Source organism: Bacillus sp. MC1252 (assembly GCF_056838025.1).
Window position 1 is genome coordinate 572727 of the sequence record NZ_CM166369.1, and the last position, 15681, is coordinate 588407.

The 15681-nt window shown below is 44.4% G+C and carries 16 protein-coding genes, 2 tRNA genes and 2 rRNA genes; 15 read left to right on the top strand and 5 right to left on the bottom strand.

The annotated features are described in order from the left end of the window. Positions 1-135: 135 nt before the first annotated feature. The 9 genes from ACYH0L_RS02900 (at position 136) to tsaD (ending at position 7354) form a co-directional block, all read left to right on the top strand. Positions 136-3066, top strand: a 23S ribosomal RNA gene (locus ACYH0L_RS02900). 61 nt (positions 3067-3127) lie between these two features. Then, positions 3128-3243, top strand: a 5S ribosomal RNA gene (gene rrf / locus ACYH0L_RS02905). 18 nt (positions 3244-3261) lie between these two features. Further along, a tRNA-Met gene (locus ACYH0L_RS02910) sits at positions 3262-3338 on the top strand. A 48-nt stretch (positions 3339-3386) separates the two neighbouring features. Further along, positions 3387-3463, top strand: a tRNA-Asp gene (locus ACYH0L_RS02915). Positions 3464-3741: 278 nt separating this feature from the next. Beyond that, positions 3742-4719, top strand: a complete 978-nt coding sequence (thiL, locus tag ACYH0L_RS02920; RefSeq protein ID WP_230031488.1) for a thiamine-phosphate kinase — start codon at positions 3742-3744, stop codon at positions 4717-4719. Positions 4720-4732: 13 nt separating this feature from the next. Then, positions 4733-5209, top strand: a complete 477-nt coding sequence (gene tsaE, locus ACYH0L_RS02925; protein WP_256499340.1) for a tRNA (adenosine(37)-N6)-threonylcarbamoyltransferase complex ATPase subunit type 1 TsaE — start codon at positions 4733-4735, stop codon at positions 5207-5209. Continuing rightward, positions 5190-5879, top strand: coding sequence for a tRNA (adenosine(37)-N6)-threonylcarbamoyltransferase complex dimerization subunit type 1 TsaB (gene tsaB, locus ACYH0L_RS02930; protein ID WP_099727429.1), 690 nt, complete (start codon positions 5190-5192; stop codon positions 5877-5879). The genes tsaE and tsaB overlap by 20 nt, the downstream gene beginning before the upstream one ends. 25 nt (positions 5880-5904) lie before the next feature. Continuing rightward, the gene (gene rimI, locus ACYH0L_RS02935) at positions 5905-6333 is read left to right on the top strand and encodes a ribosomal protein S18-alanine N-acetyltransferase (protein ID WP_099727437.1); all 429 of its coding nucleotides are present in this window, start codon (positions 5905-5907) and stop codon (positions 6331-6333) included. Next, positions 6326-7354 carry a tRNA (adenosine(37)-N6)-threonylcarbamoyltransferase complex transferase subunit TsaD gene (gene tsaD, locus ACYH0L_RS02940; RefSeq protein ID WP_256499341.1) on the top strand — a complete coding sequence of 343 codons (1029 nt, stop codon included), beginning with the start codon at positions 6326-6328 and terminating at the stop codon, positions 7352-7354. The genes rimI and tsaD overlap by 8 nt, the downstream gene beginning before the upstream one ends. A 271-nt stretch (positions 7355-7625) precedes the next feature. Here the strand turns inward: tsaD and ACYH0L_RS02945 are convergent, their stop codons facing one another. Beyond that, a complete protein-coding gene (locus ACYH0L_RS02945) occupies positions 7626-9548 on the bottom strand; it encodes an ABC-F family ATP-binding cassette domain-containing protein (protein WP_099727427.1) in 1923 nt (640 codons plus the stop codon). Positions 9549-9686: 138 nt separating this feature from the next. Between ACYH0L_RS02945 and moaC the strand changes: the two genes are divergently transcribed. Genes moaC through tatC form a run of 4 tightly spaced genes read left to right on the top strand, consistent with a single transcriptional unit; the run spans position 9687 to position 11819 of the window. After that, the gene (gene moaC, locus ACYH0L_RS02950) at positions 9687-10178 is read left to right on the top strand and encodes a cyclic pyranopterin monophosphate synthase MoaC (protein WP_230031490.1); all 492 of its coding nucleotides are present in this window, start codon (positions 9687-9689) and stop codon (positions 10176-10178) included. A 15-nt stretch (positions 10179-10193) separates the two neighbouring features. Continuing rightward, positions 10194-10847: a redox-sensing transcriptional repressor Rex gene (locus tag ACYH0L_RS02955; RefSeq protein ID WP_008355687.1), complete on the top strand. Its 654-nt coding sequence runs from the start codon at positions 10194-10196 to the stop codon at positions 10845-10847. Between the two features lie 27 nt (positions 10848-10874). Then, the gene (locus tag ACYH0L_RS02960; RefSeq protein ID WP_099727425.1) at positions 10875-11054 is read left to right on the top strand and encodes a twin-arginine translocase TatA/TatE family subunit; all 180 of its coding nucleotides are present in this window, start codon (positions 10875-10877) and stop codon (positions 11052-11054) included. A gap of 15 nt (positions 11055-11069) precedes the next feature. After that, complete coding sequence (tatC, locus tag ACYH0L_RS02965) at positions 11070-11819, top strand: twin-arginine translocase subunit TatC (RefSeq protein WP_370461141.1); 750 nt, start codon at positions 11070-11072, stop codon at positions 11817-11819. A 39-nt stretch (positions 11820-11858) separates the two neighbouring features. On the opposite strand, the gene ACYH0L_RS02970 is transcribed toward tatC, so the two are convergent. The 4 genes from ACYH0L_RS02970 to ACYH0L_RS02985 form a co-directional block, all read right to left on the bottom strand. Further along, the gene (locus tag ACYH0L_RS02970) at positions 11859-12095 is read right to left on the bottom strand and encodes a hypothetical protein (RefSeq protein ID WP_230031491.1); all 237 of its coding nucleotides are present in this window, start codon (positions 12093-12095) and stop codon (positions 11859-11861) included. Further along, entirely contained in the window at positions 12092-12385 is a 294-nt protein-coding gene (locus ACYH0L_RS02975; protein ID WP_482354335.1) for an NUDIX hydrolase, read from the bottom strand. The genes ACYH0L_RS02970 and ACYH0L_RS02975 overlap by 4 nt, the downstream gene beginning before the upstream one ends. 144 nt (positions 12386-12529) lie before the next feature. Then, on the bottom strand, positions 12530-12724 hold the full coding sequence (locus tag ACYH0L_RS02980) for a YdiK family protein (RefSeq protein WP_034320377.1): 195 nt from the start codon (positions 12722-12724) through the stop codon (positions 12530-12532). Next, complete coding sequence (locus ACYH0L_RS02985; RefSeq protein WP_099727423.1) at positions 12721-13455, bottom strand: CPBP family intramembrane glutamic endopeptidase; 735 nt, start codon at positions 13453-13455, stop codon at positions 12721-12723. Before ACYH0L_RS02985 ends, ACYH0L_RS02980 begins: the two co-directional genes overlap by 4 nt. A gap of 229 nt (positions 13456-13684) precedes the next feature. On the opposite strand from ACYH0L_RS02985, the gene groES reads away from it, so the two are divergent. Both groES and groL read left to right on the top strand, forming a co-directional pair. After that, on the top strand, positions 13685-13969 hold the full coding sequence (groES, locus tag ACYH0L_RS02990; RefSeq protein WP_003214120.1) for a co-chaperone GroES: 285 nt from the start codon (positions 13685-13687) through the stop codon (positions 13967-13969). A 55-nt stretch (positions 13970-14024) separates the two neighbouring features. After that, positions 14025-15659 (top strand): chaperonin GroEL, encoded by a 1635-nt coding sequence (gene groL / locus ACYH0L_RS02995; RefSeq protein WP_034320371.1) that lies wholly within the window; start codon positions 14025-14027, stop codon positions 15657-15659. The last annotated feature ends 22 nt before the right edge of the window (positions 15660-15681 follow it).

A 15681-nucleotide genomic window follows, 5' to 3' on the forward strand; every position in this document is an offset into this window, starting at 1 on the left:
AGGATCATACCTTCAAAACATGTCTCTAGCGAGACAGGATTGTTCTTTGAAAACTAGATAACAATAAGTAATACATTCACATTGAATGCAATGCAAAGTTCATCACACATAGTGATTCTTTCTAAAGTAAGAAATGGTTAAGTTAGAAAGGGCGCACGGTGGATGCCTTGGCACTAGGAGCCGATGAAGGACGGGACGAACACCGATATGCTTCGGGGAGCTGTAAGCAAGCTTTGATCCGGAGATTTCCGAATGGGGAAACCCACTGCTCGTAATGGAGTAGTATCCATACTTGAATACATAGAGTATGAGAAGGCATACCCGGGGAACTGAAACATCTAAGTACCCGGAGGAAGAGAAAGCAAATGCGATTCCCTAAGTAGCGGCGAGCGAAACGGGAACAGCCCAAACCAAGAGGCTTGCCTCTTGGGGTTGTAGGACACTCTATACGGAGTTACAAAGGAATGATATAAGCGAAGAGGTCTGGAAAGGCCCGCCAGAGAAGGTAACAGCCCTGTAACTGAAATGTCATTCCCTCCAGAGTGGATCCTGAGTACGGCGGAACACGTGAAATTCCGTCGGAATCCGGGAGGACCATCTCCCAAGGCTAAATACTCCCTAGTGACCGATAGTGAACCAGTACCGTGAGGGAAAGGTGAAAAGCACCCCGGAAGGGGAGTGAAATAGATCCTGAAACCGTGTGCCTACAAGTAGTCAGAGCCCGTTAACGGGTGATGGCGTGCCTTTTGTAGAATGAACCGGCGAGTTACGATCCCGTGCAAGGTTAAGCAGAAGATGCGGAGCCGCAGCGAAAGCGAGTCTGAATAGGGCGCATGAGTACGTGGTCGTAGACCCGAAACCAGGTGATCTACCCATGTCCAGGGTGAAGTTCAGGTAACACTGAATGGAGGCCCGAACCCACGCACGTTGAAAAGTGCGGGGATGAGGTGTGGGTAGGGGTGAAATGCCAATCGAACCTGGAGATAGCTGGTTCTCTCCGAAATAGCTTTAGGGCTAGCCTCAAGGTAAGAGTCTCGGAGGTAGAGCACTGATTGGACTAGGGGCCCCTACCGGGTTACCGAATTCAGTCAAACTCCGAATGCCGATGACTTATCCTTGGGAGTCAGACTGCGAGTGATAAGATCCGTAGTCGAAAGGGAAACAGCCCAGACCGCCAGCTAAGGTCCCAAAGTATACGTTAAGTGGAAAAGGATGTGGAGTTGCTTAGACAACCAGGATGTTGGCTTAGAAGCAGCCACCATTTAAAGAGTGCGTAATAGCTCACTGGTCGAGTGACTCTGCGCCGAAAATGTACCGGGGCTAAACGTATCACCGAAGCTGCGGACTGTTCTTACGAACAGTGGTAGGAGAGCGTTCTAAGGGCTGTGAAGCCAGACCGGAAGGACTGGTGGAGCGCTTAGAAGTGAGAATGCCGGTATGAGTAGCGAAAGACGGGTGAGAATCCCGTCCACCGAATGCCTAAGGTTTCCTGAGGAAGGCTCGTCCGCTCAGGGTTAGTCGGGACCTAAGCCGAGGCCGAAAGGCGTAGGCGATGGACAACAGGTTGATATTCCTGTACCACCTCCTCACCATTTGAGCAATGGGGGGACGCAGGAGGATAGGGTAAGCGCGGTATTGGATATCCGCGTCCAAGCAGTTAGGCTGGGAAATAGGCAAATCCGTTTCCCGTAAAGGCTGAGCTGTGATGGCGAGCGAAATTTAGTAGCGAAGTTCCTGATTCCACACTGCCAAGAAAAGCCTCTAGCGAGGTGAGAGGTGCCCGTACCGCAAACCGACACAGGTAGGCGAGGAGAGAATCCTAAGGTGATCGAGAGAACTCTCGTTAAGGAACTCGGCAAAATGACCCCGTAACTTCGGGAGAAGGGGTGCTTCTTAGGGTGTTAAAGCCCCGAGAAGCCGCAGTGAATAGGCCCAGGCGACTGTTTAGCAAAAACACAGGTCTCTGCGAAGCCGTAAGGCGAAGTATAGGGGCTGACGCCTGCCCGGTGCTGGAAGGTTAAGAGGAGCGCTTAGCGTAAGCGAAGGTGCGAATTGAAGCCCCAGTAAACGGCGGCCGTAACTATAACGGTCCTAAGGTAGCGAAATTCCTTGTCGGGTAAGTTCCGACCCGCACGAAAGGCGCAACGATCTGGGCACTGTCTCAACGAGAGACTCGGTGAAATTATAGTACCTGTGAAGATGCAGGTTACCCGCGACAGGACGGAAAGACCCCGTGGAGCTTTACTGCAGCCTGATATTGAATGTTGGTACAGCTTGTACAGGATAGGTAGGAGCCTTGGAAACCGGAGCGCTAGCTTCGGTGGAGGCATCGGTGGGATACTACCCTGGCTGTATTGACCTTCTAACCCGCTGCCCTTATCGGGCAGGGAGACAGTGTCAGGTGGGCAGTTTGACTGGGGCGGTCGCCTCCTAAAATGTAACGGAGGCGCCCAAAGGTTCCCTCAGAATGGTTGGAAATCATTCGCAGAGTGTAAAGGCACAAGGGAGCTTGACTGCGAGACCTACAAGTCGAGCAGGGACGAAAGTCGGGCTTAGTGATCCGGTGGTTCCGCATGGAAGGGCCATCGCTCAACGGATAAAAGCTACCCCGGGGATAACAGGCTTATCTCCCCCAAGAGTCCACATCGACGGGGAGGTTTGGCACCTCGATGTCGGCTCATCGCATCCTGGGGCTGTAGTCGGTCCCAAGGGTTGGGCTGTTCGCCCATTAAAGCGGTACGCGAGCTGGGTTCAGAACGTCGTGAGACAGTTCGGTCCCTATCCGTCGCGGGCGCAGGAAATTTGAGAGGAGCTGTCCTTAGTACGAGAGGACCGGGATGGACGCACCGCTGGTGTACCAGTTGTTCTGCCAAGGGCATCGCTGGGTAGCTATGTGCGGACGGGATAAGTGCTGAAAGCATCTAAGCATGAAGCCCCCCTCAAGATGAGATTTCCCATTCCGCAAGGAAGTAAGATCCCTGAAAGATGATCAGGTTGATAGGTCTGAGGTGGAAGCGTGGTGACACGTGGAGCTGACAGATACTAATAGATCGAGGACTTAACCTATATTCTAATGTGAAGCATGAACGTTGTTATCTAGTTTTGAGAGAACATTCTCTCCATCAGGTTTGGTGGCGATAGCGAAGAGGTCACACCCGTTCCCATACCGAACACGGAAGTTAAGCTCTTCAGCGCCGATGGTAGTTGGGGGTTTCCCCCTGTGAGAGTAGGACGCCGCCAAGCTTGTTATTTTTATATCGTCGCGGGGTGGAGCAGTTCGGTAGCTCGTCGGGCTCATAACCCGAAGGTCGCAGGTTCAAATCCTGCCCCCGCAACCAAATTATTTTATACACCAATAGGGAGTACTCATTAAGTGCAACCCAAATGGTCCGGTAGTTCAGTTGGTTAGAATGCCTGCCTGTCACGCAGGAGGTCGCGGGTTCGAGTCCCGTCCGGACCGCCATTTTTTATGACTTGTAAACGAAAACGTATAGTTTCGTTTTTTTTTATGTCTTTTTCTTTCAACAAGTAACCATGATGCGGTGAAACAGCTTGCATTTGGCTACACTATATGTGAAAAGAAAAGATAGATGACTTCAACACAGCCTGGTTTTTTCATACCAGGCTTTCTTTATATCATTTTTAGTTGGAACTGAGGCTCATATTCGCTACACTAATACTAACTGTGTCTGACATCATGTCTACTCAATTAATTGATTGCATGAAGGGGCTGTCTTTTTTATGGATGAATTTGATCTTATTCGCCGGATTACACCAAAAGAAACACATCAATGTTCCTTGGTCATGGGGATCGGTGATGATGCAAGTGTTTATCAACCTCATTCACATTGTGAAGAGGTCGTTTGTGTTGATACAATGGTGGAGCATGTTCATTTTCGTTTTGATTTTTCCACGCCCTTTGAGGTTGGCTTTAAAGCGCTGGCAGTCAATGTCAGTGATATCGCCGCAATGGGAGGAACACCAAAGTACTATCTTGTATCGATTGCGATCCCGCCTCATGGTGATGAGACAATCGTCACTGCTCTTTACGAGGGAATGAAAGCTTTGGCTGACACATATCAAATGGATTTGATCGGTGGGGATACGGTAGCCATCCGCAGTGACTTTGTCATTACGGTGACGGTCATTGGTGAGGTTCCAAAGGGAAAAGCTTGTTACCGCCACAGTGCTCAAGCAGGAGATATTGTATTTGTTACAGGTGAGCTCGGTTCATCAGCTGCTGGATTATCACTTTTAATGAACGAGGTAGACTCTGCAAAGGCGATCAATTCTGCTTTTTTTCTTGAGCGTCACAAAATGCCTCAGCCTCACATTGCTGCTGGACACATTTGCTCAAGCTTCCCGCGGGTGACCTTGAATGATGTCAGTGATGGATTAGCGAGTGAGCTGAATGAGATAGCAGAAGCAAGCCATGTGACGATGGAGATTGAAGCTGACAAGCTCCCAAAACATCCAGATTTACCTCTGTTACGCAAAGACTGGCTTGAATGGGTGTTATTTGGGGGAGAGGACTTTGTTTTAACTGGCACGATTCCAGAGAATGATTGGAAAAGCTTTGAAACGCAATGTAAAAGAGAAGACATTCAGATCACACGCATTGGACAAGTCAAAGATGATCAAGCGGCCAGCGTCATTTTAAAAGACAATGATCAATCAACAACGTTAATGAAAAAAGGATATAATCATTTTAAGAAATGAGGTGACACCAACTGTGAAATTAACATGGACGACAAAAGGTGCGGATGAGACGAAACGAATTGCCGGTGCTTTGGCCAAACTTGTGATGCCAGGCGATGTATTGACATTAGAAGGGGATTTAGGCGCAGGCAAAACCACTTTTTCAAAAGGTTTTGCAGAAGGCTTAGGTATTACCCGTATCGTCAACAGCCCCACCTTTACCATTATTAAAGAATATACCGATGGCAGACTGCCACTTTATCATATGGATGTGTACCGCATGGAAGATGCGGAAGAAGATATCGGACTCGAAGAATATTTTGAGGGCGAAGGTGTATGCTTGGTTGAATGGGCACATCTCATTGAACCGCAATTGCCTTCATCATATTTAAAAATTGACATGCTGAGAACAGAACGTGAAGAAGAACGTCATCTCACGTTTTATGCAAAAGGGGAGCGCTATGAGACCCTTTGTAAGGAGATGAAAGAATTTGACCATACTGGCGATTGATACGTCAAACCATACACTAGGAATTGCTCTTGTCAGAGATTTCGCAGTGATTGGCGAGAGCATCACGTACTTAAAAAAGAACCATTCCGTCCGAGCGATGCCGACAGTTGAAGCACTGATGAAAGAATGTGGTGTAGCGCCAAGCGAACTAAGCAAAATCGTTGTAGCAAAAGGACCTGGTTCCTACACTGGCGTCAGAATCGGTGTGACCATTGCAAAAACACTTGCGTGGACGCTGTCTATCCCGATATCTGCTGTTTCGAGTTTAGAAACACTCGCTGCAAATGGTCAATATTTTGATGGATGGATCTCGCCACTATTTGATGCGAGAAGAGGACAAGTTTATACTGGGCTATATACGTTTGAAGAAGGAAAGATCAAAGAGGTCAAACCAGACCAAAATATCTTGCTCACGGATTGGCTTCATGAGCTGAAGCATGGAGGAAAGCCTGTCTTATTTCTTGGACATGATGTGCATCTTCATCAAGAGAGCATTCGCTCCATTTTAGGAGAGACTGCTGTTTTGGCAGAGGGGGCATTTCATAATCCAAGACCTTCAGTGCTTGCGTTTTTAGGAGCAGATCGCCCTGTTGAAGATGTCCATCAGCTTGTCCCTAACTATATTCGTTTGGCAGAAGCGGAAGTGAAATGGCTTGAAGGACAAAAATAATCTCAACACAGCAGAGATTCGAAGAATGACAGTAGAGGACATTCCAGAGGTGTATACGATTGAAGTGCATGCGTTTACAGCACCATGGAAAAAAGAATCGTTTGTCTATGAGATTCTCCATAACCAATACAGCCATTATTTCCTCATTGAAGAAGATAAGCAGCCTGTTGGGTATTGCGGAGTCTGGATTGTCATGGACGATGCACAAATTACGAATATTGCGATTCTCCCTGAGCATAGAGGAAAAGGCTACGGGGAAGCATTGCTTCGATATGTCATGGAATTTTGCAAAGAAAAAAAGACAGATCATCTTTCATTAGAGGTGCGGGTATCGAATACCCCAGCACAATCCCTTTATGAAAAGCTTGGTTTCCGACCAGCTTCTATTCGAAAGAACTATTATACAGATAATGGGGAAGATGCATTAGTCATGTGGGTGAATATAAATGAGTGAACAAAAAGATCGATTCATATTAGGTATAGAAACAAGCTGTGACGAAACAGCTGCGTCCATTGTGAAAAATGGGAAAGAAATTGTAGCGAATGTTGTTGCCTCACAAATAGAAAGTCATAAACGATTTGGCGGTGTTGTGCCAGAAATCGCATCAAGGCATCACGTGGAGCAAGTGACCATCGTATTAGAAGAAGTGATGGCACAGGCCAACATGAGCTTTAAGGATTTAGATGCCATTGCTGTCACAGAAGGACCGGGCTTAGTCGGTGCACTTCTGATCGGCGTCAATGCAGCCAAGGCACTGAGCTTTGCTCATCAAATTCCTCTCGTTGGTGTTCATCATATTGCTGGACATATTTATGCGAATCAGCTCGTTGGTGAATTGCTGTTTCCTTGTTTAGCTCTTGTCGTCTCTGGCGGGCATACTGAGCTTGTTCTAATGAAAGAGCATGGGGCCTTTGAAGTCATCGGTGAAACATTAGATGATGCGGCTGGAGAAGCGTATGACAAAGTGGCTCGGACGATGGGTCTTCCTTATCCAGGCGGGCCTCACATTGATCGATTAGCACATGAAGGAGAGCCGATGGTCAAGCTTCCTCGAGCATGGCTTGAAGAAGGCTCTTATCATTTTAGTTTCAGTGGTTTAAAATCAGCTGTGATCAACACATTACACAATGCATCCCAAAAGGGAGAAACGATTGCTCCAGAGAATTTGGCGGCAAGTTTTCAAGAAAGCGTCATTGAGGTGCTTGTTGGAAAGACATTAAAAGCGGCTGAGGCATATGGTGTGAAGCAGGTTGTTTTAGCTGGGGGAGTCGCTGCCAATAAAGGATTGAGAGAAGCTTTAACGTCAGCATTTACGAAGCTGCCTGAAGTGAGTGTCACCATACCGCCATTGTCTCTTTGTACAGATAATGCAGCCATGATTGCTGCTGCGGGTACCATTGCGTTTGAAAAAGGAATAAGAGGCGATATGGCAATGAACGGTCAGCCTGGATTACCGCTTGTCTCATATGAATGAAGACTCCTGTGGATATACAGGGGTTTTTTCATTTGAAATGAAAGCGATTTATTCACATGTAAACGTGATATATCCACAATTATTAGAAAATTTCGTTTTAAAATGAAGAGAATGTGTACAAATAGGATCTTTTCTGTGGATATGTGATTAAAACTCTGTGGATAAAGTGGATAAGTCCGAAGTGTTTAATAATAATCAAGAAGTTATTGTGGGTATCATTGTGGATAATAAATTATCACTGAAAGAAAAAGAGCACCCGTTAGGGCACCCTTTAAGATTCTGATAGGTCTTCCCACTCTGCAAAAAGTGATTCGAGCTCTTGATTAAGCGCATCATTTTCTGTTTGAATGGCTTGGACCTTCTCGTGATCTTGGAAAATAGCAGGATCACATAAAAGCTGTTCATTTTCACCAAGCTTCTCTTCAATGACGGCGATCCGCTCTTCAATTTCTTCGATTCTGCGCTGTTTTTGTCTTTCTTTCTTTTTCAGTTCTTTTTCTTCAGCATAGGAAAGCTTGGTTGTTTCTACTGGTTTTTCTGCGTGCTTTTTAGACGGCTCGTGATCTTTGAGCGCTTCAAGCTCTAATTGTTCGTTTTTCTTTTCAAGGTAGTAGTCATAGTCACCAAGATATTCTTTTGTTTCTGCTCGCGACAGCTCGAACACTTTTGTTGCCAGACGGTTGATAAAATACCGGTCATGAGAGACAAATAAGATGGTTCCTGGATAATCAATCAGCGCATTCTCTAAAATTTCCTTACTATCTAAGTCAAGGTGGTTAGTCGGTTCATCGAGAATGAGGAAATTGGCTTTTTGCAGCATCAGCTTCGCCAGCGCAAGACGCGCTTTTTCTCCACCACTTAGTGCATGAACGGGCTTTAAGACATCATCACCGGAGAAAAGGAAGTTGCCTAAACATGTCCGGATTTCTTTTTCATTCATATGAGGATAATCATCCCAAAGCTCATTTAGCACTTTCTTGGAGGATGTCAGTTTGGCTTGTTCTTGGTCATAATAGCCGATGGTGACATGAGACCCAAAGCTGATGTCGCCTTTTACAGGTGTTAATGCATTCGTTAAGGTTTTTAAAAGTGTTGATTTTCCAATTCCGTTAGGACCAATGAGTGCCACACTATCCTCGCGTTTGATATGAAAAGAAAGAGAGGATAGGAGCGGCGTTTTTTCATCATAGCTAATATCGAGATCATGCACCTTCAGCACATCATTGCCGCTTTGTCTCGTAATATCAAAATGAAAGCTTGCGGATTTTTCATCACCTAATGGCTTATCTAAACGATCCATTCGTTCCAGCTGCTTCCGTCTGCTCTGAGCCCGCTTTGTGGTAGAGGCTCTTGCTAGGTTGCGATCCACGAAATCCTGGAGCTTTGAGATTTCTTCTTGCTGCTTTTCATAGAGCTTCATATCACGCTCTAGCTGCTCCGCTTTCAGCTCAAGATACTTACTATAGTTCCCTGCAAACTTTTTCATTGCTGTTCTTGAGACTTCATAGACATGGTTGACGACTTTGTCTAAGAAATAGCGGTCATGGGAAACGATGAGAATAGCTCCTGTATAATTTTGCAAATACTGCTCAAGCCATGATAAGGTATCAATATCTAAATGGTTGGTCGGCTCGTCCAGAATTAAGAGTTCTGGTTTCATTAATAATAGCTTTCCAAGCGCTAGACGGGTTTTCTGACCGCCGCTTAAGGATTGGACGGTTGAGTCATCTTCAAAATGACTAAATCCGAGCCCATGAAGAATGGAGCGGACATCTGCTTCATATTGATAGCCGCCTTGATCCTTAAATTCCTGCTGCAGCCTGTCATAGGTTTTCATCAGGGAATCCAGCTCTGAACCTGTGGAAGAAGCCATTTTTTCCTCAATGGTTCTCATCTCTTGTTCCATTTCTTTTAAATGATCAAAAACCGATAATAATTCGTCTTTTAACGTACGTGTAGACGTCACATCGGTGTGCTGTGCTAAATAGCCGATTGATAGGTCTTTCGGTTTGATGATCTCACCTTGCTCGTAAGACATTTGACCGGCAATAATTTTTAAAAGCGTGGATTTGCCTGCGCCGTTACGACCAACAATGGCAATACGATCCTTTGCTTTGACTTCCAATTTTATATTCGTTAAAACGGTATCAGCGCCAAACGATTTGGACAGCTGATTCACTTGTAGAATCATCATGTAACTTCACCTCTGCTATAATATGTTAAGTGTAGCTTATCAGCAGTAAACCGGCAAATCTTACATACAATCGCAATGGTCAAATGAAAGACAGATAGGAAAAAATAGTGTATGATTTGAGTGAGGGAGCGTTGAAAGATGAGTCAATTTAGCCACTTTAACGAACAAGGAAGAGCAAAGATGGTCGACATTAGTAACAAATCGTCTACAGTGAGAACCGCCGTTGCTGCTTCAAGCGTTCGTATGATAAAAGAAGTGTTTCATAAAATACAACAACGTGAAATTGGAAAAGGGGATGTGCTGTCTGTCGCACAGGTTGCTGGCATCATGGCAGCAAAGCAAACGTCCAACATCATTCCAATGTGTCATCCGCTTGTACTAAAAGGCGTGGATATCTCCTTTGATTGGGAGGATGACGGAAATGCGCACATTCTGAACATACAAGTACAGGTCAAAACAAAAGGAAGTACGGGTGTTGAGATGGAAGCGCTCACTTCTGCTTCAGTATGTGCACTGACCGTTTACGACATGTGCAAAGCGATTGATAAAGGCATGATCATCGGTCCTACCTATCTAGTTGAAAAGACAGGCGGGAAAAACGGTGATTTTCACAGAGCATCTGATATTTAAGTTGGAGGACCTTATATGAATATAGACCAGTCAAAAATTCCACAAGCGACAGCCAAACGTTTGCCGCTTTACTACCGTTTTTTAAAAAATCTGCATGCATCAGGAAAACAAAGGGTGTCATCGGCAGAGCTTAGTGATGCAGTCAAAGTGGATTCTGCCACCATTCGCCGAGATTTTTCGTATTTTGGTGCACTAGGGAAGAAAGGGTATGGCTATAATGTCGATTACCTCTTGACCTTCTTCAGAAAGACCCTTGACCAAGATGAAATGACCAATGTTATGCTCATCGGTGTCGGGAATTTAGGGACTGCTTTTTTACACTATAATTTCATAAAAAATAATAATACAAAAATTTCAATGGCTTTTGACGTCAATGAGAGTAAAATAGGAAGTGAGATAGGCGGCGTGCCTGTCTATGATTTGGATAAGCTTGAAGAGCATGTTCAAGAGGTAGGAGATATTCCTGTTGCGATTTTGACAGTACCTGCCGTAGCAGCTCAATCCATTACAGATCGTTTGATTGCCCTTGGCATCAAAGGAATCCTTAACTTTACGCCGGCTCGATTGAATGTGCCGGAACACATTCGAATTCATCATATAGATTTGGCGGTTGAACTTCAGTCTCTTGTGTATTTCTTAAAGCATTACTCTGTTACGCAGGAGGACTGATGAAAAGGGGTAAAGGGGGTGGAGCAAATGGGTCCGATCGGTCCTGGAAGTTTGGTTCTGATTGCGATTGTTGCGCTCATTATTTTTGGGCCGAAAAAGCTTCCTCAATTAGGAAGAGCAGCAGGAGATACATTACGTGAATTTAAAAATGCCACAAAAGGTTTAGCTGATGATCAGGAAGAAAAAAAGAAAAAAGAAGATCAGTAGAATAGGATGAGCTTCATGAATGTCAAAGATATGCCGCTTATGGAGCATATTGTGGAACTGCGAAAACGTTTAGTGATCATTGCGATGTTTTTTGTTGCCTTTATGGCGGCAGGTTTTTTTCTCGCTAAGCCGGTCATTGTGTATTTGCAAAATACCGATGAAGCGGCAACACTGACATTAAACGCATTTAAGCTCACAGATCCACTGTACGTGTTTATGCAGTTCGCATTTGTCATTGCTTTGGTTTTGACGTGTCCCGTGATTTTATATCAGCTATGGGCGTTTGTGAGCCCTGGTTTATATGAAAAAGAAAGAAAGGTGACACTTGCTTACATTCCGATTGCACTGCTTTTATTTTTGAGCGGTGTGGCTTTCTCTTATTTTATTTTGTTTCCCTTTGTCGTCGATTTTCTGATGCGGATGTCGAATGATTTAAATGTAGAGCAAGTGATTGGGATTCATGAGTATTTTACATTTCTGATGCAGTTAACACTTCCATTTGGCTTTTTGTTTCAGATGCCCGTTGTGTTGATGTTTCTCACAAGACTTGGCATCATCACACCGATGTTTTTATCAAAAATACGGAAGTATGCCTATTTTGTCCTCCTTGTCATTGCCGCACTCATTACACCGCCAGAGCTTGTTTCTCACCTCATGGTTACCTTGCCAATGCTCGTTTTGTATGAAGTGAGTATTGTCATTTCAAGAGTGACCTATCGCAAAATGCAGCAAACAGAGGAGAAAGAAAGTCATTATGTCTCATAAAAAAGCATCGTGATCCAAATGGTGATCACGATGCTTTTTCTATTGTGATCGAAATTGATTGATGGCGTGAAAGAGGCGCTGATAATAACCGGGCTCATGAGGGACAAAGTCGTGTACATCTACTTCTCTGCTTTCCTCACGCCGTTCTCCGGCTGCATCAATCTCAAAGCCCTCTACCTGAATCCTTTCACATTGACCTGTTAAAAGGTGCTGTGCATCGATGAATCTCGTTCTGTAAAGACCAGCGACTTCTTTTTTCTGTAATTGAACGTTCACAGACTCCCCTTGATTTCATAAAGGTGCACGTGGCAGAACTCACGGTCGATGAACGAAGGGATATGGATTTCATCCTGCATGACACCTGCAAAGGTAAGGTCTTCAAAAGGGATAGAGAGACCAAGCTCTTCTTCTACCTCTCTGATGCCATCAAAAGGCTGTTCATCTGCAAGAAGGTGGCCTGCTGCTGTGATATCAAGGAGAGAAGGAAAATCCTTTTTTGCGGGACTTCTTAGCTGAAAATAGAGATAGACTGTGTTATATTCCTTTTTTAAAAGCCAAAAAGCCAAAGACCTTGGGCATGGACATCTGAACGGGCGGCAACTCCAATCGTTTCATGCTGCTCGTTCATGATTCTCAGTTTTTCATGTTCCATGAAGACACGACCTCCATAAAAAAAACCATTTTCCTAGCGGCGGAAAATGGTTTTTGATTTATTTTTGCTGTTGTTTTTTTAGTTTGACAGAGAAGGCAAACATTTTAAACGCGATATTGATATTATAGGCCGCAAACACCATCAGCAAAATGCTGTAAAATGACCACATGTCACCTGGGTTTTGGATGGCCATATAGGTGAAAGCCACACCTACTGCAAAATAAATGATGCCCCATACGACAGGGTTTCTCATGAGAAAAAGCCTCCAATAATCATTTGCATTGTTTGAGATTGTTCTTCAATCATTTTTTTCACTGGCTCAATCTGCACAAGAATGACGAGCGAGTTCATGAGCATATGAGCGCCGATTGGAACAATGATTCGTTTTGTTTTCGCATATAAAAAGGCAAAGGTAAAGCCCATCGCGGTATAGAGCAAGATATGGGCAAAATCAGTGTGTACAGCGGCGAAAACCACTGAACTAACAAGTGCCCCAATGAAAAAATTCGTCTTTTCGTAGATCACCCCAAAAATGATTTTTCGGAAAATGATTTCCTCTAAGATAGGTCCAATCAGGGCGATGACGATCACAAGCCAAGGAACGGCATCCATAATAGATAAAATCGCTTGTGTATTTTCTGACTCACGGCCAATGCCAAATGCATACTGCTCAATCACTCCTGCAATCGATTGCGCAAAGAGGGAGAGAAAGAAACCGCCAATGATCCAAGCGATGGCAGACCCGGCTGAAACCGGTGCTTCATTTCGTAGTGAAGCTTTTGGTACTGTCCGCAGGATGAGCAAAATAATGATCAATCCAATACAGAAGCTGATGATTGTCCAAGTTCCCGACAATTGTGAGAGCTCCGCTTGTGTCATTGGTGTCTTAATGAATCCCAACCATTTCATGATGAGCACATAAGGAATAGCAGAAACCTGTACCAATATATACGTTAAGATGATGTACCAATATTGTTTTTTCAAGTAACGAAAACCCCTTTACTAAAAGAACTAGATTTATTGTAACACAAGTCTTCTTTTTCGTTGAAAAGGAAAGAATCAGTGATGGAAAAAGATCGTGAAAGCGCAAAAATTTTTAAAGGTTTTTACTTGAAATTGCAGAAGACATTCTTTATTATAATAAATGTGTTAGCACTCGCTAGTGATGAGTGCTAAAAAAGACTACATATAAAAATTGAGGAGGTTGTTTCTTATGTTAAAGCCATTAGGCGATCGCGTAATCATTGAACTCGTTGAATCTGAGGAAAAAACCGCTAGCGGTATTGTCTTACCGGATTCTGCAAAAGAAAAACCACAAGAAGGTAAAATTGTTGCAGCAGGTTCAGGTCGTGTACTTGAAAGTGGTGAGCGCGTTGCGTTAGAAGTCAATACAGGCGACCGCATTATCTTCTCAAAATATGCAGGCACTGAAGTGAAATATGAAGGCAAAGAATATTTAATCCTTCGTGAGAGCGACATTTTAGCTGTTATTGGTTAATCACATATAAAATATTGAGATACATTTCTAAAAAGACTGAGGAGGTTTTGTTATTATGGCAAAAGATATTAAGTTCAGTGAAGAAGCACGCCGTGCGATGTTACGTGGTGTAGATGCACTTGCAGATGCTGTAAAAGTAACTTTAGGACCTAAAGGACGTAACGTGGTTCTTGAGAAAAAATTCGGTTCTCCACTTATCACAAATGATGGTGTAACGATTGCAAAAGAAATCGAATTAGAAGATGCATTTGAAAACATGGGTGCAAAACTTGTGGCTGAAGTCGCAAGCAAAACAAACGACGTAGCTGGTGACGGTACAACAACGGCAACGGTTCTAGCTCAAGCAATGATTCGTGAAGGTCTGAAAAACGTAACAGCTGGTGCAAACCCTGTTGGCGTTCGTAAAGGGATCGAAGAAGCAGTGAAAGTAGCACTTGAAGGCTTGCACGAGATTTCTAAACCAATCGAAGGCAAAGAATCAATTGCTCAAGTTGCGTCCATTTCTGCAGCAGATGAAGAAGTAGGAAGCTTGATTGCTGAGGCAATGGAGCGTGTAGGTAATGACGGTGTTATTACAATCGAAGAGTCTAAAGGTTTCACGACTGAGCTTGAAGTGGTTGAAGGGATGCAATTTGACCGCGGTTACGCTTCACCATACATGGTGACGGATTCTGATAAGATGGAAGCCGTTCTTGAAAATCCTTACATCTTAATCACAGACAAAAAGATCACGAACATTCAAGAAATCCTTCCTGTACTTGAGCAAGTGGTACAACAAGGAAAACCATTATTGATCATTGCTGAAGATGTAGAAGGCGAAGCACTTGCAACACTTGTTGTGAACAAACTTCGTGGTACATTCAACGCAGTGGCAGTAAAAGCACCTGGATTCGGTGATCGTCGTAAAGCAATGCTTGAAGACATCTCTGTTCTAACTGGCGGAGAATTAATCACAGAAGACCTAGGACTTGACCTGAAATCAACTGAAATTGGTCAGCTTGGCCGCGCGTCTAAAGTCGTTGTGACAAAAGAAAACACAACAATCGTAGAAGGCTCAGGAGATTCTGCTCAAATCGCAGCTCGTGTAAACCAAATCCGTGCGCAAGTTGAAGAAACAACTTCTGAATTCGATAAAGAAAAATTACAAGAACGTCTTGCAAAACTAGCTGGCGGCGTCGCTGTCATCAAAGTTGGTGCTGCAACGGAAACAGAGCTAAAAGAGCGTAAGCTACGCATCGAGGATGCACTCAACTCAACTCGTGCAGCAGTTGAAGAAGGCATCGTATCCGGTGGTGGTACAGCACTTGTGAATGTATACAAAAAAGTCGCTTCAATTGAAGCTGATGGTGACGTTCAAACAGGCGTGAACATCGTTCTACGTTCTCTTGAAGAGCCAATCCGCCAAATCGCTCACAACGCAGGTCTTGAAGGATCTGTCATCGTTGAGCGCTTGAAAAACGAAGAAATTGGCGTAGGCTTCAACGCAGCAACAAACGAATGGGTAAACATGATCGAAAAAGGAATCGTTGACCCAACAAAAGTAACTCGCTCTGCACTTCAAAACGCAGCTTCTGTGGCAGCAATGCTTCTAACAACTGAAGCAGTCGTTGCTGACAAACCAGAAGAAGGCGGCTCAGGCGGCGGAATGCCAGACATGGGCGGCATGGGCGGTATGGGCGGAATGATGTAAACACCCTCGAAAACCCCTTGAA

Excerpts from the sequence above, each read along its gene's own strand:
- thiL (WP_230031488.1), top strand. The coding sequence starts at position 3,742 with ATGGATGAATTTGATCTTATTCGCCGGATTACACCAAAAGAAACACAT.
- rimI (WP_099727437.1), top strand. The coding sequence starts at position 5,905 with ATGACAGTAGAGGACATTCCAGAGGTGTATACGATTGAAGTGCATGCG.
- tsaD (WP_256499341.1), top strand. The coding sequence starts at position 6,326 with ATGAGTGAACAAAAAGATCGATTCATATTAGGTATAGAAACAAGCTGT.
- ACYH0L_RS02945 (WP_099727427.1), bottom strand. The coding sequence starts at position 9,548 with ATGATGATTCTACAAGTGAATCAGCTGTCCAAATCGTTTGGCGCTGAT.
- moaC (WP_230031490.1), top strand. The coding sequence starts at position 9,687 with ATGAGTCAATTTAGCCACTTTAACGAACAAGGAAGAGCAAAGATGGTC.
- ACYH0L_RS02955 (WP_008355687.1), top strand. The coding sequence starts at position 10,194 with ATGAATATAGACCAGTCAAAAATTCCACAAGCGACAGCCAAACGTTTG.
- ACYH0L_RS02960 (WP_099727425.1), top strand. The coding sequence starts at position 10,875 with ATGGGTCCGATCGGTCCTGGAAGTTTGGTTCTGATTGCGATTGTTGCG.
- tatC (WP_370461141.1), top strand. The coding sequence starts at position 11,070 with ATGAATGTCAAAGATATGCCGCTTATGGAGCATATTGTGGAACTGCGA.
- ACYH0L_RS02980 (WP_034320377.1), bottom strand. The coding sequence starts at position 12,724 with ATGAGAAACCCTGTCGTATGGGGCATCATTTATTTTGCAGTAGGTGTG.
- groES (WP_003214120.1), top strand. The coding sequence starts at position 13,685 with ATGTTAAAGCCATTAGGCGATCGCGTAATCATTGAACTCGTTGAATCT.
- groL (WP_034320371.1), top strand. The coding sequence starts at position 14,025 with ATGGCAAAAGATATTAAGTTCAGTGAAGAAGCACGCCGTGCGATGTTA.